The organism is Streptomyces sp. NBC_01508, from assembly GCF_045040315.1.
Classification (GTDB): domain Bacteria; phylum Actinomycetota; class Actinomycetes; order Streptomycetales; family Streptomycetaceae; genus Streptomyces.
The window spans coordinates 2,633,278-2,654,794 of the sequence record NZ_CP109419.1 but is presented as its reverse complement, the minus strand read 5'-3'; the positions used below and the strand labels follow the sequence as shown (position 1 = coordinate 2,654,794).

General features: G+C 70.9%; 18 protein-coding genes, 2 tRNA genes and 1 pseudogene. 12 read left to right on the top strand and 9 right to left on the bottom strand.

Features of this window, described 5'->3' with window-relative positions; genetic code table 11:
• Positions 1-56: 56 nt before the first annotated feature.
• The gene (locus OG700_RS11955; RefSeq protein WP_405612614.1) at positions 57-662 is read right to left on the bottom strand and encodes a PPA1309 family protein; all 606 of its coding nucleotides are present in this window, start codon (positions 660-662) and stop codon (positions 57-59) included.
• 151 nt (positions 663-813) lie between these two features.
• On the opposite strand from OG700_RS11955, the gene OG700_RS11950 reads away from it, so the two are divergent.
• The 4 genes from OG700_RS11950 (at position 814) to OG700_RS11935 (ending at position 6,273) form a co-directional block, all read left to right on the top strand.
• On the top strand, positions 814-3,732 hold the full coding sequence (locus tag OG700_RS11950; protein ID WP_405621621.1) for a UPF0182 family protein: 2,919 nt from the start codon (positions 814-816) through the stop codon (positions 3,730-3,732).
• Positions 3,733-3,774: 42 nt separating this feature from the next.
• Positions 3,775-3,848, top strand: a tRNA-Met gene (locus OG700_RS11945).
• A 235-nt stretch (positions 3,849-4,083) separates the two neighbouring features.
• A complete protein-coding gene (locus tag OG700_RS11940; protein WP_405612612.1) occupies positions 4,084-6,084 on the top strand; it encodes a sel1 repeat family protein in 2,001 nt (666 codons plus the stop codon).
• 115 nt (positions 6,085-6,199) lie between these two features.
• Positions 6,200-6,273 (top strand) — tRNA-Met (locus OG700_RS11935).
• Positions 6,274-6,379: 106 nt separating this feature from the next.
• On the opposite strand, the gene OG700_RS11930 is transcribed toward OG700_RS11935, so the two are convergent.
• Positions 6,380-6,796, bottom strand: a complete 417-nt coding sequence (locus tag OG700_RS11930; protein ID WP_405612610.1) for a Fur family transcriptional regulator — start codon at positions 6,794-6,796, stop codon at positions 6,380-6,382.
• Positions 6,797-6,922: 126 nt separating this feature from the next.
• On the opposite strand from OG700_RS11930, the gene OG700_RS11925 reads away from it, so the two are divergent.
• On the top strand, positions 6,923-8,392 hold the full coding sequence (locus OG700_RS11925) for a catalase (RefSeq protein WP_405612608.1): 1,470 nt from the start codon (positions 6,923-6,925) through the stop codon (positions 8,390-8,392).
• A 137-nt stretch (positions 8,393-8,529) separates the two neighbouring features.
• On the opposite strand, the gene OG700_RS11920 is transcribed toward OG700_RS11925, so the two are convergent.
• From OG700_RS11920 to hisN, 3 genes are all read right to left on the bottom strand, one after another.
• Positions 8,530-8,931 (bottom strand): cyclic nucleotide-binding/CBS domain-containing protein, encoded by a 402-nt coding sequence (locus OG700_RS11920; protein WP_405612606.1) that lies wholly within the window; start codon positions 8,929-8,931, stop codon positions 8,530-8,532.
• 431 nt (positions 8,932-9,362) lie between these two features.
• Positions 9,363-9,608: a hypothetical protein gene (locus OG700_RS11915; RefSeq protein ID WP_405612604.1), complete on the bottom strand. Its 246-nt coding sequence runs from the start codon at positions 9,606-9,608 to the stop codon at positions 9,363-9,365.
• A 235-nt stretch (positions 9,609-9,843) separates the two neighbouring features.
• Positions 9,844-10,644 (bottom strand): histidinol-phosphatase, encoded by an 801-nt coding sequence (hisN, locus tag OG700_RS11910; protein WP_405612602.1) that lies wholly within the window; start codon positions 10,642-10,644, stop codon positions 9,844-9,846.
• Between the two features lie 135 nt (positions 10,645-10,779).
• Here hisN and OG700_RS11905 point away from each other — a divergent pair.
• Positions 10,780-11,271 (top strand): annotated as a pseudogene (locus tag OG700_RS11905) (TetR/AcrR family transcriptional regulator); the annotation flags it as partial.
• 328 nt (positions 11,272-11,599) lie between these two features.
• Here the strand turns inward: OG700_RS11905 and OG700_RS11900 are convergent.
• The 4 genes from OG700_RS11900 to OG700_RS11885 form a co-directional block, all read right to left on the bottom strand.
• Entirely contained in the window at positions 11,600-11,926 is a 327-nt protein-coding gene (locus tag OG700_RS11900) for a DMT family transporter (protein WP_405621619.1), read from the bottom strand.
• A gap of 123 nt (positions 11,927-12,049) precedes the next feature.
• Positions 12,050-13,060, bottom strand: coding sequence for a ribosome small subunit-dependent GTPase A (rsgA, locus tag OG700_RS11895; RefSeq protein WP_405612600.1), 1,011 nt, complete (start codon positions 13,058-13,060; stop codon positions 12,050-12,052).
• A gap of 4 nt (positions 13,061-13,064) precedes the next feature.
• Positions 13,065-14,441 (bottom strand): 3-phosphoshikimate 1-carboxyvinyltransferase, encoded by a 1,377-nt coding sequence (gene aroA / locus OG700_RS11890; RefSeq protein ID WP_405612598.1) that lies wholly within the window; start codon positions 14,439-14,441, stop codon positions 13,065-13,067.
• 129 nt (positions 14,442-14,570) lie between these two features.
• Positions 14,571-15,308, bottom strand: coding sequence for a M50 family metallopeptidase (locus OG700_RS11885; RefSeq protein WP_405612596.1), 738 nt, complete (start codon positions 15,306-15,308; stop codon positions 14,571-14,573).
• Positions 15,309-15,716: 408 nt separating this feature from the next.
• Between OG700_RS11885 and OG700_RS11880 the strand changes: the two genes are divergently transcribed.
• The 6 genes from OG700_RS11880 (at position 15,717) to OG700_RS11855 (ending at position 21,129) form a co-directional block, all read left to right on the top strand.
• The gene (locus tag OG700_RS11880) at positions 15,717-16,232 is read left to right on the top strand and encodes a lytic polysaccharide monooxygenase auxiliary activity family 9 protein (RefSeq protein WP_405612594.1); all 516 of its coding nucleotides are present in this window, start codon (positions 15,717-15,719) and stop codon (positions 16,230-16,232) included.
• A 199-nt stretch (positions 16,233-16,431) separates the two neighbouring features.
• Complete coding sequence (locus tag OG700_RS11875) at positions 16,432-17,247, top strand: SOS response-associated peptidase (RefSeq protein ID WP_405612592.1); 816 nt, start codon at positions 16,432-16,434, stop codon at positions 17,245-17,247.
• Between the two features lie 47 nt (positions 17,248-17,294).
• Positions 17,295-18,008, top strand: coding sequence for an alpha/beta family hydrolase (locus OG700_RS11870; protein ID WP_405612590.1), 714 nt, complete (start codon positions 17,295-17,297; stop codon positions 18,006-18,008).
• A 277-nt stretch (positions 18,009-18,285) separates the two neighbouring features.
• Positions 18,286-18,945 (top strand): sigma-70 family RNA polymerase sigma factor, encoded by a 660-nt coding sequence (locus OG700_RS11865; RefSeq protein WP_405612588.1) that lies wholly within the window; start codon positions 18,286-18,288, stop codon positions 18,943-18,945.
• On the top strand, positions 18,942-19,262 hold the full coding sequence (gene rsrA / locus OG700_RS11860) for a mycothiol system anti-sigma-R factor (protein ID WP_405612586.1): 321 nt from the start codon (positions 18,942-18,944) through the stop codon (positions 19,260-19,262). Before OG700_RS11865 ends, rsrA begins: the two co-directional genes overlap by 4 nt.
• A 178-nt stretch (positions 19,263-19,440) precedes the next feature.
• Positions 19,441-21,129 carry an HD domain-containing phosphohydrolase gene (locus tag OG700_RS11855; protein WP_405612584.1) on the top strand — a complete coding sequence of 563 codons (1,689 nt, stop codon included), beginning with the start codon at positions 19,441-19,443 and terminating at the stop codon, positions 21,127-21,129.
• Positions 21,130-21,517 lie beyond the last annotated feature (388 nt).

The window sequence follows — 21,517 nt, the reverse complement described above, 5'->3', positions numbered from 1 at the left end:
GGCTCGACCGCTCCGCCGGACGGACCGCCGGAGCGGTCCCGTCCGGCGGTCGGGCGTTACGCCTCGAACGTGGCGGACAGGGCCTCTGCCAGGCCCGGGACCAGCCCCGCGCCGGTCAGCACCTGGGTCGGCGAGTCCTTCTCGCGCAGCCGCAGCGCCGAGTCCCGCGTGCCGTCCCGCAGGACGGCGACCGTCATCCGTACCTCCTGACGGTCCGGGTGGGCGGCGACCCAGTCCACGAGCGCGGACTCGTCCAGGCCGTCCGGCACGGACGCCTCGGCGGACGGCGGCAGCATCAGACGCTCCACCGTGATCGCGCAGCCCGCCACCGCGCCGGGCCAGGCGATCGTGGCGAGGAATTCGTCGAGCGGGGTGCCCGCCGGGATCTCGTCCTGCTCCACGGGCGTGAGCGGGGCGGGAGTCGAGCCGTCGTCGAGACCGAGCTGGGTGGCCAGCTCCGGTTCGTCGGAGCGCAGTCGGGCCGTGTCGACGAGCGCGAACAGCCTGGCCGGCTGGTCCCAGCCCAGGCCGGAGGCGTATTCGTCGATCTCCAGCACCGCTCTGGTGATGGGGGTCGAGGCGACCGGACCCGATGCCGAGGACGGCTGATCGGACGAGGACGGGGAGGAATCGGAGGAGGAAAGGTTGGGCATGGCCAACATCCTGCCTCCTTCCGACCCCCGTGCGGGAACTAGGTAAAGCCTCAGTAAGTTGCATAGGTGGGCCCTACGATCGCTGGAGCCCGCTTACAGACGCTGATTCAGCTGCTTTCACACGACCGCGAACTTCGAGGTGCGCACGTTGGCTTTCCAGATGCCGGACCGCGGCGGAGGCCCGACCGGGCCACGGATCAGAGTGGGCCGGCCGTCCAGACGTGCCCGGACCCTGCTCATGACACTGGGCATCCTGGCCGTCCTGGCCATGCTGTTCGTCATGTTCGCGGGGTTCTGGACCGACTGGCTCTGGTATCGCTCGGTGAAATACTCGTCCGTTTTCACCACCACCCTCTGGACCAAGATCGGCCTGTTCGCGGTCTTCGGTCTGCTTATGGCGGCTGCCGTCGGCGTGAACATCTGGCTGGCGCACCGGCTGCGTCCGCCGCTGAGCGCGATGTCGCTGGAGCAGCAGAGCCTCGACCGGTACCGGATGGGTATCGCCCCGTACAAGAAGTGGGTGCTGGCCGGGATCACCGCCCTGGTGGCGCTGATCGCCGGAGCCTCCGCGGCCGGTCAGTGGCGCACCTGGCTGATGTGGGTCAACGGGGTGCCCTTCGGGCAGAAGGACCCGCAGTTCAACCTGGACGTGAGTTTCTACGCGTTCGATCTGCCCTGGTACCGCTTCATGCTCGGCTTCGGTTTCGCCGCGGTCGTGCTGGCGCTGATCGCCGCCGCGCTGACGCACTATCTGTACGGAGGGCTGCGCGTCACCAGCCCCGGCGCGCGTGCGACGGGCGCGGCCACCGGCCATCTCTCGGTGCTGCTCGGTGTGTTCGTGTCGCTCAAGGCCGTGGCGTACTGGCTCGACCGGTACGGGCTCGCGGTCAAGTCGAGTGACTTCAAGGCCACCGGCAACTGGACGGGCCTGCGGTACGTCGACGCCAACGCCTATCTGCCGGCGAAGACGATCCTGTTCTGCATCGCCGCCATCTGCGCCGTGCTGTTCTTCGCGACACTCTGGCGCCGCACTTGGCAGCTGCCGGTGATCGGCTTCGGGCTGATGGTGCTGTCCGCCATCCTCATCGGCGGTCTCTACCCGGCGATCGTGCAGAAGTTCCAGGTCCAGCCGAACGAGCAGGCCAAGGAAGCCCCGTACATCGAGAAGAACATCGATGCCACGCGCGCCGCGTACGGCATCGACGACGCCGAGGTGACGGACTACTCCGGCAAGGGCGATCCCGACAAGAAGGCGCAGCAGCGCGAGGCGGCCGACTCGGCCGCCAGCTACCGGCTGGTCGACCCCAACGTCGTCTCGCCCGCCTTCCAGCAGCTCCAGCAGGAACGCAAGTACTACCAGTTCCCGGACACGCTGGACGTCGACCGTTACGAGGGCCCGGACGGGAAGCCGCAGGACACGGTCATCGGTCTGCGCGAGCTGAACATCGCCGGTATCCCCAAGCGCAACTGGATCAACGACCACTTCACGTACACCCATGGGTACGGGGCGATCACGTCCAAGGGCACCGGGACGGTCACCGACGAGAACGGCGGCGGCACGATCGGCGCGCCCGACTTCACGGAGTCCGGCCTGCCGACCACCGGTGAGCTTCCCAAGTACGAGCAGCGGATCTACTACGGCGAGAAGACCCAGCAGTACTCGATCGTGGGCGGCCCGCAGAAGGAGCTCGACTACGAGAAGAACGGTGAGCGGACCACCAGCTACAAGGGCAACAGCGGCGTCGATCTCTCCAACCCGGTGAACCGCGCGGCCTACGCCGTGGCGTTCAGCGAGCCGCAGATGCTCTACTCGGGCGCCATCGGCGAAGGTTCGCGGATCCTGTACAACCGCACGCCGAAGGAGCGCGTCGAGGCGGTCGCACCCTGGCTGACCATCGACGGCGACGCCTACCCGGCCGTGGTCGACGGGAAGATCAAGTGGATCGTCGACGCCTACACCACGACGAACGGCTATCCGTACGCGTCGCGTACGACGCTGGGCGACACCACGACCGACTCGCTGACCAACAACCAGCGCGCGGTCGTCGCGCAGCAGAACCAGGTCAACTACATCCGCAACTCGGTGAAGGCCACCGTCGACGCGTACGACGGCTCGGTCAACCTGTACCAGTGGGACACCGAGGACCCGGTCCTCAAGACCTGGATGAAGGCCTTTCCGAACACGGTGAAGCCGAAGGCGGACATCGCGCCGGATCTGCTGGCCCACCTGCGCTACCCGCAGGACATGTTCAAGGTCCAGCGCGAGCTGCTCACCCGCTACCACGTCGAGGACGCCGCCCAGTTCTACAGCGGCTCCGACGCGTGGCAGGTGCCCGACGACCCGACGAACAAGGACAACAGTGCGGTCCCGCCGTACTACCTGAGTCTGAAGATGCCGGGGCAGTCGTCCCAGAAGTTCTCGCTGACGACGACCTTCACCCCCAACGGACGTCCGAATCTGGGGGCGTTCATGGCGGTCGACGCCGACGCCACCAGCAAGGACTACGGCACGATCAGAGTCCTGAGAGTGACCTCCACGGTTCAGGGCCCACAACAGGTGCAGAGCGAGTTGAACGGCGTGCCCGAAGTGGCCACGTTCGTCAGGGACATGAGAGGCACCGACTCGGACATCGAGTACGGCAATCTCCTGACGGTGCCGCTCGACGGGGGCTTCCTGTACATCGAGCCGGTGTACGCCCGAGGCGGCAGCGCGAACTACCCGCTGCTGAAGAAGGTCGCCGTCTCCTACGGAGGCAAGCCGGTCTTCAAGGACAGTCTGTCCGAGGCACTGAACGCGGTGTTCGGTGTCGACGGCACCGAGCCGCCGCCGGAGACGACGCCACCACCGGGTGACGACACGACGCCGCCGGCCACCGGCGACGCCGCGCTCAAGAAGGCCATCGCCGACGCCCAGAAGGCGTACACGGACGGTGAGGCCGCGCTGGCGAAGCAGGACTGGGAGGCGTACGGGAAGTCCCAGGAGGCCCTTCAGGACGCCCTGGAGCGTGCTGCCGACGCGGAGAAGTCCGCGGCGAAGCCGGCCAAGCCGCCGGCGGGCGGGAGCGACGACAAGAGCTGATCAGCAACTACCCCGCGTCGTGGTACGGTTGAGAAACAACGACGCGGGGTGGAGCAGCTCGGTAGCTCGCTGGGCTCATAACCCAGAGGTCGCAGGTTCAAATCCTGTCCCCGCTACTTATCGGCAAAGGCCCGGATCCGAACTGGATCCGGGCCTTTGCCGCGCGTTGTGATGTCTTCGTGCCTGTTCGTGGTTGGTCGGTGACCGTCCGTCGGTGAAGTGAGCGGTAGGAGTGGCGAGTTGGCCGGAGAGGCGTTTGAGTTGTCTCTCTGTGGGCATGTCGACAAAACGCTGAAGTGACCTTGGTGGCCGCGATATACCAGGTGTACGCGGGTAACAGGTGGTGCAACGATGGATTTTATGGGGGACAGGGCAACTCTGTTGGAGACAGGGCGGTTTGTACAGCGACAGGCGGAGAATGCCGCCGTCGCCGATAACTCCACGGGCGCGACCGGCGCGACGGCCGCCGGCGGCCCCACGGAGAGCGCCGACGCCGAGACGGAGGCGCGCCACCGGCGTGCCGCCGACGGCGGCGACGTCGCGTCGATGAGCGTGCTCGGCGCGCTGCTGCTGCGCCGCGGTGATCTCGACGCGGCCGAGAAGTACCTGCGCGCCGCGACCGCCGAGGGCGACCGCGCCGCGGCGAACAACCTGGGTGTCCTCCTCCACCAGCGCGGATACACCGACGAGGCGGCCGGCTGGTGGCGCGTCGCCGCCGTCGCCGGTTCGGCCGCCGCCGCCCACGCGCTCGGCCGGCACTACCGCGAGCAGGGCGACGAGCCCGCCGCTGAGTACTGGCTGCGGCAGTCCGCCGAGCAGGGGCACGCGCTGGGCGCCTACGCGCTCGCCGACCTGCTGGAGCACCGCAGTGACGTCGGTTCGGAGCGCTGGCTGCGGGCCGCCGCCGAGCAGGGGCACCGGGAGGCCTCGTACCGCCTCGCGCGTGCGCTGGAGCGGCGGGCGCGGCAGGCCGCGCGTACCGGCAACACCGTCCGCGCGGTCATCACGGGCGCGGGGAACGGGAACGGCGGCGGGGGCGGCAACCGCAACGGGCACGCCAACGGCGCGGCCGACGGCGCGGGTTCCGGGGTCCGAGAGGTCCCCCCCGGCGTCGACGGCGCCGCCGCCGACGCCGGGCAGTCGCTGCTCGCCGAGGCCGCCCAGTGGTACCGGCAGGCCGCCGCCCGGGGGCACCGCCGCGCCGCGCTGCACCTCGGCGCGATCCTGGAGAGCCGCGGTGAGCTGAAGGAGGCCGGGCGCTGGTATCTGACGTCCGCCAAGGACGGCGAGGCGCGGGCCGCCTGCGCCCTCGGTTTCCTGCTGCGCGACGCCGGTGACGAGGAGAGCGCCGCCGTCTGGTGGCTGCGGGCCGCCCAGGACGGCGACGGCAACGCCGCCAACGCGCTGGGCGCGCTGCACGCCGCACGTGGCGAGCAGCAGACCGCCGAGCGCTGGTACCGGGCCGCGATGGACGCGGGCGACGTCAACGGCGCCTACAACCTTGGGCTGCTCTGCGCGGCCCAGGACCGTACGGCCCAGGCCGAGCAGTGGTACCGGCGGGCCGCGTACGCGGGGCACCGCGAGGCGGCCAACGCCCTGGCCGTACTGCTCCTCCAGGCCGCCGACCCGACCGGCGCCGAGCCGTGGTTCTCCAAGGCGGCCGAGGCGGGCAGCGTGGACGCCGCGTTCAACCTGGGCATCCTCTACGCGGGCCGTGACGACGACCGAACGGCCCTGGTCTGGTACGAGCGGGCAGCGGCGGCCGGGCACACCGAAGCGGCGCTCCAGGTGGGCATCGCGTGCCTCAGGGACGGCGACGAGCAGGCGGCGGAGCGGCATCTGCGGTGCGCGGCCGGAGGCGGCAGCGCGGAGGCGGCCTTCCGGCTGGCGACGGCGCTGGACGCGCGGCAGCCGCCGCAGGGCGCGCCGGCGCTGGGTGAGACGCGGCCGGAGAAGACCGAGTGTGAGCAGTGGTACGAGCGCGCGGCCGAGCACGGTCACCGGCGGGCGCAGGTGCGGGTCGGGATGCTCGCCGCAGGCCGCGGCGACATGACGGACGCGGCGCGCTGGTACCGGGCGGCGGCGGAGTCGGGCAGCCGCAACGGTGCCTTCAACCTGGGGCTGTTGCTGGCCCGCGAGGGCAGCGAGCGGGAGGCGGCGCTGTGGTGGTCCCGCGCGGCGAAGGCGGGCCACGGCCGCGCGGCGCTGCGGCTCGCGCTGCTCGCGGCCCGGCGTGGGGAGTTGGCCGAGGGGCAGCGCTGGTGCGCCCGCGCGGTGGAGCTGGGGCCGTCCGAGGTGTCGGAGCGCGCCGCGCGGCTGCGCGAGGCGCTGCATCAGGAGTTGACCGCGTGAGCGGCGGTCGCCGGCGGGTGACCGCCGCCGACCTCGCCGCCGACCACCGCCCGCGCGACGGTCGAAACAGGGATTTGCGCTGGTCGGCGGGGTGACGTAATGTCGAGTTCAACGACGCGGGGTGGAGCAGCTCGGTAGCTCGCTGGGCTCATAACCCAGAGGTCGCAGGTTCAAATCCTGTCCCCGCTACTGAAGAAGGGCGAAGGCCCGGATCCGATACAGGATCCGGGCCTTCGTCGTGTTCACGTGGCGGCCGGGGCGCCCGGCCGTAAGGGCCTCGGCGGCTTCAACAGGCTCAGGCGCGGGCGCAGTTGGGGCAGGTGCCCCGGTACGTCACTTCGACGTCCGAGATCGCGAAACCGAAACGCTCCGTCGTGGGCAGGTCGGCCAGCAGGTCGCCCAGCGGGTGCACGTCGCGGATCGTGCCGCAGTGCGCGCAGACCAGGTGGTGGTGGGGCCGGTGGGCGTTCGGGTCGTACCGCTTGGCGCGGCGGTCCGTGGAGACCTCCAGGACCTCGCCGAGCGTCACCATCTCGCCCAGGGTGTTGTACACCGTCGCCCTGGAGATCTCGGGCAGCCGGGTCACGGCGCGTGCGTGCACCTCGTCCGCCGTGAGGTGTACGTGGTCCCCGTCAAGAACCTCGGCCACCACACGGCGCTGGGCGGTCATCCGCCAGCCGCGTTCGCGAAGTCGATCCAACAGGTCACTCATACCGATCAGCTTAACAGCGAACGCGCCCAGATCCCGAACAAGTGTGGAGTTGGACCTTTGCTTGACTTAGACAAAGTCCATCGTAGGATCGGAACAGGCAATCGCCGAGCGACAGGTTCAGCAGGTATGACGCAGGAGGCGCACGTGACGCAGGGACCGCTTACTACGGAGGCCGGCGCGCCGGTAGCCGACAACCAGAACAGCGAGACGGCGGGCGCGGGCGGTCCCGTGCTGGTTCAGGACCAGGCTCTTCTCGAAAAGCTCGCCCACTTCAACCGTGAGCGCATACCGGAGCGCATCGTGCACGCCCGCGGCGCCGGCGCGTACGGCACCTTCACGCTCACCCGTGACGTCTCGCGGTGGACGCGTGCCGCGTTCCTCTCCGAGGTCGGCAAGCAGACCGAGACCTTCCTGCGCTTCTCCACCGTGGCCGGCAACCTCGGCTCGGCCGACGCGGTGCGTGACCCGCGCGGCTTCGCGCTGAAGTTCTACACCGAGGAGGGCAACTACGACCTCGTCGGCAACAACACTCCGGTGTTCTTCATCAAGGACGCCATCAAGTTCCCCGACTTCATCCACACCCAGAAGCGCGACCCGTACACGGGCAGCCAGGAGGCTGACAACGTATGGGACTTCTGGGGTCTGAGCCCCGAGTCGACGCACCAGGTGACCTGGCTGTTCGGCGACCGCGGCATCCCCGCCACGCTGCGCCACATGAACGGGTACGGCTCGCACACCTACCAGTGGAACAACGAGGCCGGCGAGGTCTTCTGGGTCAAGTACCACTTCAAGACCGACCAGGGCATCAAGAACCTCACCTCCGAGGAGGCCGCCGTGCTCGCCGGCGCCGACCCGGACAGCCACCAGCGCGACCTGCGCGAGTCCATCGAGCGCGGTGACTACCCGTCCTGGACCGTGCAGATCCAGGTCATGCCGGCGTCGGACGCGGCCACCTACCGCTTCAACCCGTTCGACCTGACCAAGGTCTGGCCGCACGAGGACTACCCGCCGGTCGAGATCGGCAAGTTGGAGCTCAACCGCAACCCGGAGAACATCTTCGCCGAGGTCGAGCAGTCGATCTTCAGCCCGGCGCACTTCGTGCCCGGCATCGGCCCGTCGCCCGACAAGATGCTCCAGGGCCGGCTCTTCGCGTACGGCGACGCCCACCGCTACCGCGTCGGCATCAACGCCGACCACCTGCCGGTGAACCGTCCGCACGCCACCGAGGCGCGGACGAACAGCCGTGACGGCTTCCTGTACGACGGCCGCCACAAGGGCGCCAAGAACTACGAGCCGAACAGCTTCGGCGGCCCGTTCCAGACGGACAAGCCGCTGTGGCAGCCCGCTCCGGTCACCGGCACCACCGGCAACACCGAGGCTCCCGGCCACGCCGAGGACACCGACTTCGTGCAGGCCGGAAACCTCTACCGGCTGATGTCGGAGGACGAGAAGGCGCGGCTCGTCGACAACTTGGCCGGATTCATCGCACAGGTCTCGCGCGACGACATCGCCGAGCGAGCGGTCAACAACTTCCGTCAGGCGGACGGAGACTTCGGCAAGCGGCTCGACACCGCGGTCCAGGCCCTGCGCGGCTGACAGCCCTCGCCGATGAGGTGGTGGAAGCCGGGTTCCGGGACGGATCCGGCTTCCACCACCGTCCTTGCCTGCCCCGCGGGTCCGGCCTGTGCCGCAGGCCCGTCCCTCGGCCCCGGCTTGCCGCCGCGGCTTGTCTCTCAGCCGGTCAGGGCGGACGGGCGGCGCCCGACCGGGGCCCAGCAGCGGATGATGTCGCGTACGGACACGATGCCGACCGGTCCCCGGTCGTCGCAGACGATCAGATGACGGAAGCCGCCGTGCGTCATCGCCTCGGCCGCCTCCTCCAGGGTCCAGACCGGTGAGGCGAACACGACGTCGGTGGTGGTGTGCGTGCCGGCGAGCTCCACCTCGGGATCCTGTCCGGCGCCGATCGAGATCAGGATGTCACGCTCGGTGATGATCCCGAGCCCGCAGGTATCGGTGTCCAGGACGACGGCGGCGCCGACACGGCGTGCCGCCATCAGCTGCGCGGACTGGCGGAGTGTGTGGGTGGGCCCGATGGTGAGGACCACCGTGCTCATGGCGTCACGGACGAGCATGGATGGAGCCACCTCCTCGGTGAACCGGTCTCTCTGCTGGAGAACGAATTCACAAGTTCACAAGTGGGGAGACTCTTAGAGTGACACCGACACGGTGAGTCAACAAGGGGGCGGACGGAGCGAGGCGCCAGGCGCGCGATGATCGCAACCGCACGCCCCGGGCGCCCCAAGGATTCCCGATCCCCCGAATGGCCGATCGTCCGCTGAAAAAGAAATTGCCGGACGCCGGACGCCGTGCGGGCGGGGGCGTCTTCGCCCGCACGCGTCGGCCGCACCGCGGATTCGCCCGAAGGGCGGGAGGGGCCTGCCTTCGGGCGGGCGTCGGTCGAGGGGGAGCGGGAGCGCGACCGGGGGTCCCGGAAGCAGTCACCGGAATGAGCTTTCGGTGACTGCTCCGGAACCCCCGGTGCTCAGGTGCGAACAGCTCGTGGTTACGGCCGGGTCAGCGCCCATACGTAGCCGGCATTTTCGGACAACTTCAGCTTCTTGCAGAAGTACTCCGGCCCGGCCGCATTGGCGGCGGCGTTGCACGCCTTGGCGCCGGCGGCCGTGTACGAATACCACCGCACGACGGTCTCGGCGGAAGCCGGTCCGGCCGTCAGAGCCACAGTCGCAGCGGTGATGACGGCTGCCGCGCTCACGCGCGCCGCAGCGCGCTTCAGTGTGGATGTCTTCATGGAATCCCCCTTCGTGGTCAACTGATTGGCGATCTTGGCATATGCGGAGCTCGCGGAAATAGGCATGATTCAGCCAAACGGGCGGCTTGAATCATGTGCCGGAAGGGCGCGGGGACTGCGGGAGAAGGATGACGTCCACCCCCGGTCCGGAGCCGCTTCCCGCATACCGGGTGCCTGGTGGGCAGCGCCGTGGCCGGCAGGGCGAGGTCGACGTCGTTCGGAGCCGGCCGTGGCTTCAGTAGCGCTGGTTCAGATAGCCCAGCAGCTCCTCGTGCAGCACCCCGTTCGATGCCGCCGCGTTGCCGCTGTGCGGCCCCGCACGCCCGTCCAGGCCCGTGAACCGGCCCCCCGCCTCCTGGACGATGACCGACGGCGCCGCCATGTCCCACAGGGACAGCTCCGGCTCCGCGCAGATGTCCACCGAGCCCTCGGCGACCATCATGTACGGCCAGAAATCGCCGTACCCGCGCGTACGCCAGCAGGCCCGGGTCAGATCCAGGAACCCGTCGAGTCGGCCCTGCTCCTCCCAGCCCTTCAGCGACGCGTGTGCGAACGAGGCGTCCGCGATGCGCGAGACCTTCGAGACGCGCAGCCGGGTCGCCGACGAGAGGCTGCGGCCCGAGTACGCGCCGCCGCCCTTGGCCGCCCACCAGCGGCGCGCCAGCGCGGGCGCCGACACCACGCCGACCACCGGCTCGTAGCCGCCCTCGCCCGCCACCATCAGGGAGATCAGCGTCGCCCAGACGGGGACGCCGCGCACATAGTTCTTGGTGCCGTCGATCGGGTCGATCACCCAGCGGCGCGGGCCGGTGCCCTCGATGCCGTACTCCTCGCCCAGAACGGCGTCACGGGGCCGGGCGCGCTGGAGATTGCCGCGGATCAGCTCCTCGGCCGCCTTGTCGGCCTCACTCACCGGGGTCATGTCCGGTTTGGTCTCGACCTTCAGGTCGAGGGCCTTGAACCGGCCCATCGTCGCGGCGTCGGCGGCGTCCGCGAGGACATGGGCGAGTCGCAGATCATCGTGGTAATCGGGCATGGTCGTCACAGTATCGACCGTGTCCAAGATCGGGCTACGGCCCGGTGGGGGAGCCGTACCCGCTCCTCGTCCTCTTGACAGCGCGCGAGGGTGCGTCAACTCTGAGTGCGGAGCCGGACGGCCCGGGAGGCGACGATGCCTACAGCACGTGAAGCCCTACTCAACGCCGCTCTTTCGGCGCTCGCGGACCAGTCCTGGTCCGCCGTCAGGATGGTCGACGTCGCGTCGGCCGCCGGGGTCTCGCGGCAGACCCTCTACAACGAGTTCGGCAGCAAGGACGGCCTGGCCCGTGCCCTGGTACGGCGCGAGGCCGATCTGTACCTGTACGGCGCCGAGCGGCTGCTGGCCGAGCCGGCGGACCCGGTGGACCGGCTGGTGTCGGTGGCCGAGTGGACGGTGTCCGAGGCGCGCTCCAGGCCCCTGCTGCGGGCCCTTCTCACCGATGGCTGGACCGAACGCCACCCGGCGCCCCGTCCCGTCCTGCCCGCGTCCCCTCCGGGGGGCGCGCCCGCCCAGCGGCGCGCGGACGCCGGGCCGCCCGCGCCGGCGGATCTGGTGGCCGCGGTACGCAACCGGGCCGTGGCCGCGTTGGACCCGGGGCGGCCGGACCGCCGGGGGCGTACGGACTCCGGAGCCCCGCCTCGTACGGAGGCGCTGCGGGTGCAGGCGGGCCGGGTGCAGCGGGCGCGCGTCGAGCAGGCGCGGGCGGACCAGGCGCGTGCCGAGCAGGGCCGTACGGCGCCGTACCGCGGACCGGAGCGCGCCCGGTCCGATCAGCCGCGATCCGAACAGGCCCGGACCCCCGAGCCCGTCCTGCGTACGAAGGAGGAGTCCGCCGAGCTGGCCTTCGGTTGCGAGCTGGCCGTACGCCTCGCCCTCGCGCACATCGTCGCGCCGGACGGTGAGCCCGTCGGGCGTCTGGTGCGCGCGGCCGTCGCCGGACCGCTCGCGGTGGTCAGTGCTGGGTCGAGCCCGAGAGCTGGAGGCCGATGACCCCGATGATGACCAGTGAGATCGAGACGATCTTCAGCGTGGAGACCAGGTCGTCCAGGAAGATCATCCCGTAGATCGCCGTACCGGCCGCGCCGATGCCCGTCCACACCGCGTACGCCGGGCCGACGTCGAGCTTCTTGAGGGCGAGGGTCAGCAGCCCGAAGCTGGCCAGCGCGAAGACCGCGAAGGCGATCGTCGGCCAGAGCCGGGTGAACCCGTGGGAGAGCTTGAGGCAGACGGCGAAGCCCGTCTCCAGCAGTCCTGCGACCACGACCAGCAGCCACGCCATCGTCTGTGCCTCCCGTACCGCCGTCCGCGTCCCTGACGAGCCCTGGTCGCCCTTGGTGGGGCTTGCCAAGACTTGGTGAGTTTATGCACTTACCAAGGCTTGTGGGCGGCAAACATGGCGGGATCAGTCGCCCTCGCGCCGTTCCCGGGTGGAGAGCAGCCGGCGCAGCGAGTCGAGCCTCGACGGGTCGGCGTGCCCCTCGGCCACCCACGCGTCCAGCGCGCAGTCCGGCTCGTCGTGGCTACAGCCGCGCGGGCAGTTCTCCGTTCCCGGTACGAGATCCGGAAAGGCCAGGATGACGCGCGAGGGGTCGACGTGGTGCAGGCCGAAGGAGCGGATGCCGGGGGTGTCGATCACCCAGCCGTCCGCCTTCTCCAGCGGCAGCGCGAGCGCCGAGGTGGTGGTGTGCCTGCCGCGTCCGGTGACCGCGTTGACCAGGCCGGTCGTCCGGCGGCGGTCGTCCGGCACGAGCGCGTTGACCAGGGTGGTCTTGCCGACGCCGGAGTGGCCGACGAACGCGGTCATCCGGCCTTCGAGGTAGTCGCGTACGCGGTCGGCGGCCTCGCCGGTGGCCAGTTCGTCCCGTCGCGTGACGACGTAGCGGATCCCCAACGGCCGGTAGGTCTCCAGCAGTTCGTCCGCCGACGCCAGATCGGACTTGGTCAGGATCAGCAGCGGTTCGAGGCCGGCGTCGAACGCCGCGACCAGACAGCGGTCGATCAGCCGGGGGCGCGGTTCGGGGTCGGCGAGTGCCGTGACCACGGCGAGCTGGTCGGCGTTGGCGACGACCACGCGCTCGAACGGGTCGTCGTCGTCCGCCGTGCGCCTCAGTACGGAGCGGCGCTTCTCGATCCGTACGATGCGCGCCAGCGTGTCCTTCTTGCCGCTCAGGTCGCCGACGATCCACACCTGGTCGCCGACCACGGCGGCCTTGCGGCCCAGCTCGCGCGCCTTCATCGCCAGGACGACGGTGTCGCCCACCAGACAGGTGAGCCGGCCGCGGTCGACGGTCAGGACCATGCCCTCGGCCGCGTCCTCGTGCTTGGGGCGGATGTTCGTACGCGGTCGGTTGCCCTTGGGGTTGGGGCGGGAGCGGATGTCGTCCTCGTCCGGGTTCTTGCCGTAGCGGCGCATCGCGTCAGGCTCCCGCTCCCGCGAGCATCTCGGTCCACATCTGCGGGAAATCGGGCAGGGTCTTGGATGTCGTCGCGACGTTCTCGATCCGCACGCCGTCCACGACGAGGCCGATGATCGATCCCGCCGTGGCCATGCGGTGGTCGTCGTAGGTGTGGAAGACGCCGCCGTGCAGGGGGCGGGGGCGGATGTGGAGGCCGTCGGCGGTCTCGGTGACGTCGCCGCCCAACTCGTTGATCTCCTTGGTGAGGGCGGCCAGCCGGTCCGTCTCGTGGAGCCGCAGATGGGCGACGCCGCGCAGCGTGGAGGGGCCGTCGGCGAGTGCCGCGACGGCCGCGATGCCGGGGGTCAGTTCGCCGACCTCGCTCAGGTCGACGTCGATGCCGTGTACCCGGCCGCCGCCGGTGAACGTCAGCCCGTGCGCGGTCAGTTCGCAGGAACCGCCCATTTCGGTGAAGATCCGGCGCAGCGCGTCGCCGGGCTGTGTGGTGCGGCTGGGCCAGTCCCGTACGGTCACCCGGCCGCCGGTCACCAGGGCGGCGGCGAGGAACGGCTGGGCGTTGGAGAGGTCCGGCTCGACGGTCAGGTCGCGGCCGAGTACGGCGCTGGGGGAGACCCGCCAGACGTTCGGCTCGCCGCCGGTCTCCGGCTCGTCGACCCGGGCGCCGACGCCGCGCAGCATGTCGACGGTCATCCGGATGTGGGGCAGGGACGGGAGGGTGGCGCCCACGTGCCGTACCTCGACGCCCTGGTTGAAGCGCGGGGCCGAGAGCAGCAGCGCCGAGACGAACTGGGACGACGACGAGGCGTCGATCTCGACGGTGCCGCCGTCCAGCGCGCCGCCGCCGTGCACGGTCAGCGGGAGCGAGCCGCGCGCCTCGTCGTCGATGCGGGCGCCGAGGACGCGCAGGGCGTCGATGACGCCGTGCAGCGGGCGTACGTAGGAGCGCGGGTCGCCGTCGAAGTGGACGGGGCCGTCGGCGAGGGTGGCGACGGGCGGCAGGAAGCGCATCACCGTGCCGGCGTTGCCGACGTCGACCGTGGCCGGGCCGTGCAGTCCGTTGGGGAAGATCCGCCAGGCCTCGCCGGTGAACGACGGGCTGCCGGCGCCGTGTGCCGGGGTCATGGAGCCCGCGGCGGCCGAGCTGGAGGAGACCGTCTCCTCGATACCGACGCCCATCGCGCGCAGGGCGTCCGCCATCAGCAGGGTGTCGCGTGAGCGCAGGGGGCGGCGCAGCCAGCCGGGTTCGGCGGCGAGCGCGGCGAGGACGAGGCCGCGGTTCGTGACCGATTTCGAACCGGGCACGGTGACCGTCGCTTCGACGGCCCCGCTCGCGTGAGGGGCGGGCCAGAGGGCAGGGTGCACGGCGCTTTCGGTCATGGCCTTTACTTTAATGGCTGCACAACGACCCCGATCTCGATCAAATACGTTGAAATCGGGGCGTAATACGAAGGTGGTATGGGGGCGGCCGACCGGCTCGCGGAGGATCCGGGGCTTCTCGAACACGGCCTACAGGCCGAGCAGCCAGGTGCCTCCGCCGATCAGTGAGCACAGCGAGACGGCGTGGAAGAGGAACAGCCACATCGCCGGCGGTGCGTGCGTCAGCCGTGCGAGCTGGTCCGCGTCGGAGTCGGGGGCGCCGCCGTGCCGCCGCTTGGACTGGAGCTCGAACGCCGGCCGGACGCCGCCGAGCAGCAGGAACCACACGGCGGAGTACGCGAACGCGGCCTGCACGGTCGGCCCGGTCAGCCAGGAGATCAGCAGGAAGGCCGCACCCGTCACGACGACGGTGAGCACCCCGTACGCGTTGCGGATCATCACCAGCATCACCAGCAGCAGGGCCGTCGCCAGCCACAGCAGCAGCGTGGTGTGGTGCGCGGCGAGCAGCCAGGCGCCGCCCAGGCCCAGCAGGGGCGGGGCCGTGTAGCCGGCCGCCGCGGTGAGGATCATCCCGAAGCCGGTGGGCTTGCCTCGGCTGACGGTGAGGCCCGATGTGTCAGAGTGCAGCCGGATGCCGTCGAGCTTGCGGCCGGTGAGGAGGGCCACGAGGCCGTGTCCGCCCTCGTGGGCGATGGTGACGGCGTTGCGCGACAGCCGCCACAGGGGGTGCGGGACGACGGCGGCGAGCGCGACGACGGCGGTGGCGATCACCAGCCAGTCGTCGGGGGCGGGCTGGGTGCCGAAGACGCGATCCCACAGATCGCCTATCGAGGCGGCCGAGATGCCGCTGAAATCGGTGCTGATCATCGCTCGGGCGGCTCCTTAGGACGGTGTGCGTCGTCGCAGTGTGGCACTCGTGGTGTGGGCCGGTGCCCGGAACAACGGCTGGGCCATGTTGGGGAACTCCCGCCTGCCCCGCGGGGGGACGGCGCTACTTCTCAAACATGCCTAGAGGTTTTCAAGCCACCTTCTGTCAAGGGCAGTTCACGTCTTGACGACACCCGAAAGCGGCTGCCATGGTCTAGACCTAGTAGAACACTGGAGTGGAATCCCCTGCGGCAGCGCACCCCCGGACCGTCACCGGACCTGTCTGGCTGTCGATGCAATTGTTCGTGCACCTTCGCGAGTTCCCCACACGCAGTGAGTCCGTCACGGATCGGGGCCGGCCGCGTCTGCGGCGCCGGTCCGGGCGGGCGTCACCACGAAGGAGTTGTCATGCACAAGAAAACTCGTCTCGCGCTCATCCTGAGCGCGGCTGTCGCACCGATCATCGCCGTCACCCTCCCCGCCCCGACGGCCTCCGCGCACGGCTGGATCAACTCCCCCGCCAGCCGGCAGGACCAGTGCAAGACCGGCGTCGTCTCCTGCGGCGACATCAAGTGGGAGCCGCAGAGCGTCGAAGGCCCGAAGGGCCAGAACAACTGTCACGGCGGCGTCGGCCGATTCGCCGAGCTGAGCGACGACAGCAAGGGCTGGAAGCGGTCCAACATCAGTTCCAGCCAGACGTTCAACTGGACGCTGACGGCGCGGCACCGCACCAGCACCTGGCAGTACTTCGTCGGTGGCACCAAGGTCGCAGAGTTCAACGACGGCGGTGCGCAGCCCGGCGCGAACGTGAGCCACAACGTCAACTTCGGCAGCATCCGCGGCAACCAGAAGGTCCTGGCCGTCTGGAACGTCTACGACACCGCGAACGCCTTCTACGCCTGCATCGACGTCAACATCCGCTGACCGAAGCGGGGTCGAAGCCGACGGTTGCCCCTGTCGGGGCCGGGGCGGGCCGCCCCGGCCCCGACAGGGCTGTCGGCCGCAACGGCCGGCCCGGCCTCCGGCCCGCCTCCCGGCATACACCGGCACTCTGCGAGTGTTGGACCGGTGTCGGTAGCGTGACCTGGCGCGGGTGCGTCGGGTCGGCGAGGGGTGGTTGAACATGTGCGGTCGGTACGCGGCGAGCCGGAGGCCGGAGGATCTCGTCGGGCTCTTCGAGGTCGAGAAGTGGGAGCCGGAGGAGACGCTCGCGCCCGACTGGAACGTGGCGCCCACCAAACAGGTGTACGCGGTCCTGGAGCGCCCGGTGAAGGGCGCCGACGATCCCGCCCCCGTACGGCAGCTCCGCACGCTCAAGTGGGGGCTCGTGCCGTCCTGGTCCAAGACGCCCGAGGGCGGCGCCCGGATGATCAACGCACGTGCCGAGACGGTGCACGAGAAGCCCTCCTTCCGGCGCCCGTTCGCCTCCCGGCGCTGCCTCATACCGGCCGACGGCTACTACGAGTGGGTCACCGCCCCCGACGAGCGGCAGCTGGAGGAGCAGGGCAAGAAGAAGCGGCCCCGTAAGCAGCCGTACTTCGTCACCCCGGCCGACGGGTCGGTCATGGCCATGGCCGGTCTGTACGAGTTCTGGCGCGACAAGACCCTGCCCGACGACCATCCGAACGCCTGGTGGGTGACCTGCTCGGTCATCACCACCGAGGCGGAGACCGGCCCGCTCGGGGTGGCCCCGGCCGACGGCCCGGCATCGCTCGCCGAGATCCATCCCCGGATGCCGCTGATGCTGACGCCCGACCGGTGGGACGCCTGGCTGGATCCGGCCCGTACGGACCCGGACGAACTGCGCGAGCTGCTGGCGCCGCCCCCGGAGGGGCTGATGCGGGCCTATCCGGTGCCGACGGCCGTCAGCAACGTACGGAACAACGGCCCGGAGCTGCTGGAGGAGCTGGCCGCGCCCGAGGAGAGCACCCTCTTTTGAGGCGGGGGATTCGCGGTGATCCCGCCCCCCGATGTGATCCTGGTGACATGCGGAGCGTGCAGAGCGAGATCGTCGACACCCCCGCGGGCGACGCCCGCATCACCTGGCACCCTCCCAAGAAGGGCGTGGCCGCGCGCCTCGTCCTGGCCCTCGGCCACGGCGCGGGCGGCGGCATCGAGGCGCGCGACCTCCAGGCGCTCGCCGCGGCGCTGCCCGCGCTCGGGGTGACCGTGGCCCTGGTCGAGCAGCCGTGGCGGGTGGCCGGGAAGAAGCTGGCACCCGCGCCGAAGACCCTCGACACCGGCTGGCGGACCCTGTGGCCGACGCTGGCGAAGCGCGGGCTGCCCGTCGTCGCGGGCGGGCGCAGCGCCGGGGCGCGGGTCGCCTGCCGTACCGCGCGTGAGCTGGGCGCCCACGCCGTACTGGCACTGAGCTTCCCGCTGCACCCGCCGGGCCGGCCGGAGAAGACCCGCGCCGACGAACTGCTCGGGGCCGGAGTGCCGACGCTCGTCGTCCAGGGCGGCAACGACCCCTTCGGGAAGCCCGCCGAGTTCCCCGACGCGTCGTCCGAGTCTTCGTCCGGGTCTTCGTCCGACGCGCTGTCCGAGGCCTCGTCCGAGGGCGGTTACGAGCTGCTTGAGGTGCCGTACGGCGACCACTCCTTCGCGATCCCCAAGCGGGCCACGCTCACCCAGGACGAGGCCCTGACCGTCCTCACCGACGGCGTCGGGAAGTGGATCCGGTCACAGTCGGCCCGCTGACGGAGCGTGGCCGGGCGCCCGGGAATGCGTCGCGGGTGACGGCTGTTGTGCGAGATATCGGTACACAGATCCTGGAAAGGGAGTCCGTCGCATGGGTTCGACCATCTGCCCCGCCCGGTCGCACGCCACCGAAGTGGAGTGGACGGTGCTCTCCGCACCCAGGACCGCGCCTGTCCGGCCGCCGGCCGGGACGGCACCGAAGCCCACCCCGGCACAGGGTCGACTATTCTCCGATTCGAGTGGGTCCGCCTTCGGGCCTGCCGCAGCGTTGGAGGAGGTGGGTCCGGTCACTGGGACCGACACAGGGACCGACGACGGCCACAAGGAAGAGTCCGCCGCCGAGCGCAACGCCCGTTTCGAGCGCGACGCACTCGGCTATCTCGACCAGATGTATTCGGCCGCGCTGCGCATGACGCGCAATCCGGCCGACGCCGAGGATCTCGTGCAGGAGACCTACGCCAAGGCGTACGGCTCCTTCCACCAATTCCGTGAGGGCACCAACCTCAAGGCGTGGATGTACCGCATCCTCACCAACACCTTCATCAACTCGTACCGCAAGAAGCAGCGTGAGCCCCAGCGCAGCGCCGCCGAGGAGATCGAGGACTGGCAGCTGGCGCGCGCCGAGTCGCACATGTCGACAGGTCTGCGCTCCGCCGAGTCCCAGGCGCTCGACCACCTTCCCGACTCCGACGTGAAGGAAGCGCTCCAGGCGATTCCCGAGGAGTTCCGCATCGCCGTGTATCTCGCCGACGTAGAGGGCTTTGCGTACAAGGAGATCGCGGACATCATGGGGACACCTATCGGTACGGTGATGTCGCGACTGCACCGTGGCCGGCGTCAACTGCGCGGCATGCTTGAGGACTACGCCCGCGAGCGCGGGCTTGCCCCGGCCGGCGTCGGAAAGTCGTCGGACGATCGGAAAGGCTCGGGCTCATGAGTTGCGGAGAGCCGCACGAGACGGATTGCACCGAAGTTCTCGACCATCTCTACGAGTACCTCGACCGGGAGATGCCGGACAAGGACTGCACCAAGTTCGAGGAGCACTTCGACGAGTGCTCGCCGTGTCTGGAGAAGTACGGGCTCGAACAGGCCGTGAAGAAGCTGGTCAAGCGGTGCTGCGGACATGACGACGTACCGACCGATCTGCGGGCCAAGGTCATGGGACGGATCGACCTCATCCGGGCCGGGCACACCGTGCCCGAGCGGGACGTGACGGACATCGACACGGACCGGGCGGCCACCGCCAACGAGTAGTCGGCAGCCGCAAGCAGTCACACGCCTACGGGGCGCGCCGCACATCGCGGCGCGCCCCGCGTGCGTTTTGGCATGTATCACCCGATGGTGCTAATCGCCGCCGTCAGCCGGTGGGCCGGTGCCCAACTGGCTAGCCTGGCCCTTTGTTTCGGGCCGGTGCCAAGGGGGCGAGTGCGCGGTGAGGAGCGGGGCGAACACCATCCCGGGCGCGGCACGCGCGTATATCGGCTGCGCCGTGCTGGGCGCCCTCGTGTGCGTGCTCCCCGCGTTCGCGCTGCCCGGACTCGTGCCGCCCGGACTCACGCCGCCCGGGTCGCGCACCGGGCCGGGGGCCGTGGCGGGGCCGGACAGCCTCTGGCCCGCCGTCCTGCTGCTCGGCGCGCTGTACGCGCTCTGCGAGACGCCCGCCCGCTGCCGCTTACTCGGGAGGTCGGTGCGCGGCTCGGTGCCCGTCGCCGCCGGATCGTTCTTCCCCGTGCTGCTCACCGCCGCGTTCCTGCTGCCGCCCGCCGCGGCGGCGCTCGTGGCCGTCCCCGGCGCGCTGGCCGGCCAGGTCGCGCGGCGGCCGGCCGGGGTCCGCCGGGTGTGGCGCGCGGCCCAACTCGCCCTCGCCACCTGGGCCGCCGCGCAGGCCCACCGGCTCCTCGGCGGACCGGCCGCGCTGGGCGGCACCGCGCATCCCGGCCACGCCACCCCCGGAGTCCCCGACTTTCCGTACGCCCTGCTGCCCGCCGGGGCCGGGGCGCTCGCCTTCTGCCTGGTCCTGAGCGCGCTCGACGGCGGCATCTTCGTCACCGCCGAACGGCGGCCCGTGCGCACCGCCTGGCGCGGCCTGCTGCCGCGCTCGCTCGCGCCGTACGGCGCGCACGCGCTGGCCGGGCGGATGATGGCCGTGCTGTGGCGCAGCCCGTACGGCCCGCTCTCCGCGCTCTTCGTGCTGCTGCCCATGTACATCTCCTGCTGGGTCTTCGCGCAGTACCACCGCGAGCGGGCCGCCCACCAGGCGACCATCAGGGCGCTCGTGCACGCCGTCGACCTCAAGGACCAGTACACACGCGGCCACAGCGAACGCGTCGGGCGGGCGTCGGCGATGATCGCCGGGGAGCTGGGGATGGCCGACGAGCGGCTGGAAGTCCTCCGGTTCGCCGGAATCCTGCACGACGTGGGCAAGCTCGGCGTCCCCACGCGCGTACTGCGCAAGGACGGGCCGCTCACCCCGGAGGAGCGGCGCGTCATCGAGCTGCACCCCGAGTACGGCCACGAGATCGTCCGTGGCATCGACTTCCTCGGAGAGGCCCGGCTGGCGATCCTGCACCACCACGAACGGCTCGACGGCAGCGGCTATCCGTACGGCCTGGCGGGGGCCGAGATCCCCGAGTTCGCTCGGGTCGTCGCCGTCGCGGACGCCTTCGACGCGATGACCTCCACCCGGTCCTACCGACGGGCGCGGCCCGTGCCGACGGCGGTGGCGGAGCTGCGGCGGTGCGCGGGCACCCAGTTCGACCCCCGGATGGTGCGGGCGCTCGTACGGGCGCTGGACCGGTACGGCTGGCAGACGGCGGTCACGTCGGACGAGGCGGGGGCCGCCACGGAGGCCGGGGCGGCTCAGACGCGGGACGCAGCGGCCGGGCCGGCCGTACCGCAGCCGTCGCCGGACCCGTCACGGGATCCGTCGCCGGATCCATCACGGGACCCGTCGCGGGACCCGTCGCGGGAGACGCCCGCCGTGGCCGCCGGGGCGCCGCTCCCGGCGCCTGCGAGCGACGCCGCCGCCGCGCGAAAAAACGTCCCGCCAGCACGCCGGCCGGACGCCCCGCGCACCACCCCGCCCCCCGGCGGCCCCACCGCCCCGGACGGTGCCGGGTGACCGCCCCGCGCACCCGCCCGCCGGGCGGCGGCCCCGGCTCGTGCCCGAGCGCTCACACCCGCCCTCAGGCGCCGGACGGGCCGGGACGTGTCCGGGAAGTGGCGCCGTCCGCCCGAAGGGCGAGGCCCGCGCCCGCGACCGAGCGGCTGATCACTCGTCGGCGCGGGCGGTCGCCGGGCGGTGGACCGGCGTTGTGGACGGCCCGGCCGTGCTGGGGCGGCTCCGACCACACAGGGCGCACCTCCCGTGCTCGCAGGGCCATGGAGGCGAGGGTGTGTGCCGGGTGGCGCGGCCCGGGCGGGACGTTCCGAACAGGGCCAGGCCCCAGCCACCGGGCGGCCCCGTCGTCCCCTGCCGCTGGGGGCGGTGTCGTCCACGGCCGGTTGTA

Excerpts from the sequence above, each read along its gene's own strand:
- OG700_RS11955 (WP_405612614.1), bottom strand. The coding sequence starts at position 662 with ATGTTGGCCATGCCCAACCTTTCCTCCTCCGATTCCTCCCCGTCCTCG.
- OG700_RS11950 (WP_405621621.1), top strand. The coding sequence starts at position 814 with ATGCCGGACCGCGGCGGAGGCCCGACCGGGCCACGGATCAGAGTGGGC.
- OG700_RS11940 (WP_405612612.1), top strand. The coding sequence starts at position 4,084 with ATGGATTTTATGGGGGACAGGGCAACTCTGTTGGAGACAGGGCGGTTT.
- OG700_RS11930 (WP_405612610.1), bottom strand. The coding sequence starts at position 6,796 with ATGAGTGACCTGTTGGATCGACTTCGCGAACGCGGCTGGCGGATGACC.
- OG700_RS11925 (WP_405612608.1), top strand. The coding sequence starts at position 6,923 with ATGACGCAGGAGGCGCACGTGACGCAGGGACCGCTTACTACGGAGGCC.
- OG700_RS11920 (WP_405612606.1), bottom strand. The coding sequence starts at position 8,931 with ATGCTCGTCCGTGACGCCATGAGCACGGTGGTCCTCACCATCGGGCCC.
- OG700_RS11915 (WP_405612604.1), bottom strand. The coding sequence starts at position 9,608 with ATGAAGACATCCACACTGAAGCGCGCTGCGGCGCGCGTGAGCGCGGCA.
- hisN (WP_405612602.1), bottom strand. The coding sequence starts at position 10,644 with ATGCCCGATTACCACGATGATCTGCGACTCGCCCATGTCCTCGCGGAC.
- OG700_RS11900 (WP_405621619.1), bottom strand. The coding sequence starts at position 11,926 with ATGGCGTGGCTGCTGGTCGTGGTCGCAGGACTGCTGGAGACGGGCTTC.
- rsgA (WP_405612600.1), bottom strand. The coding sequence starts at position 13,060 with ATGCGCCGCTACGGCAAGAACCCGGACGAGGACGACATCCGCTCCCGC.
- aroA (WP_405612598.1), bottom strand. The coding sequence starts at position 14,441 with ATGACCGAAAGCGCCGTGCACCCTGCCCTCTGGCCCGCCCCTCACGCG.
- OG700_RS11885 (WP_405612596.1), bottom strand. The coding sequence starts at position 15,308 with ATGATCAGCACCGATTTCAGCGGCATCTCGGCCGCCTCGATAGGCGAT.
- OG700_RS11880 (WP_405612594.1), top strand. The coding sequence starts at position 15,717 with ATGCACAAGAAAACTCGTCTCGCGCTCATCCTGAGCGCGGCTGTCGCA.
- OG700_RS11875 (WP_405612592.1), top strand. The coding sequence starts at position 16,432 with ATGTGCGGTCGGTACGCGGCGAGCCGGAGGCCGGAGGATCTCGTCGGG.
- OG700_RS11870 (WP_405612590.1), top strand. The coding sequence starts at position 17,295 with ATGCGGAGCGTGCAGAGCGAGATCGTCGACACCCCCGCGGGCGACGCC.
- rsrA (WP_405612586.1), top strand. The coding sequence starts at position 18,942 with ATGAGTTGCGGAGAGCCGCACGAGACGGATTGCACCGAAGTTCTCGAC.